This window comes from Streptomyces sp. CO7 (assembly GCF_053474865.1).
Window position 1 is genome coordinate 1 of the sequence record NZ_JBRIOU010000079.1, and the last position, 499, is coordinate 499.

The window sequence follows — 499 nt, forward strand, 5'->3', positions numbered from 1 at the left end:
GTCCACGTCGGGGTGGTTGCGGGCCGGCTGCTCCACCCGGTCGTCCGGCGGGCGGACCGGGTGCGGGGGCTGCGGCGCCAGCGGCGGCAGCGGCTGTACGAGCGGCACCAGCGGGACCGGGCGCACGGGGGGCCCGTCGGCCGGACGGGTCCTGGCGCTGGGCTGCTCGAGGAAGGGCGCGGGCAGAGGCAGGAGCTGCCCCACGAGGCCCTGCTGCGCGTACTGCGGCTGCTCCGGGTACGTCACCCCCGGGGACGGCGGCGGTGGAGGGGGTGCGTACGGCTGCTCCCCGTAGGGCTGCTCCGGGTAGGAACGGTCCCCGTGGAGCTGCTCCGCGGAGGGCTGGACGGGGAGCGACCCGTACCGCCTCTCCGCCACGGCCCCGGCAGCGGTCTCCCGCGTGGTCCCGCACTCGTTCCCGGACCCGTTCCCCGGCCGGTCGCCGGGAAGGTCGCCGGGGTTGCCGGGCAGGTCCCCGTACGGGGACGAAGGGGCAGCC

The 499-nt window shown here is 78.2% G+C and carries 1 pseudogene; it reads right to left on the bottom strand.

What is annotated here, in order from left to right:
- Positions 1-499: pseudogene (locus ACOV8S_RS31170) on the bottom strand (hypothetical protein); the annotation flags it as partial.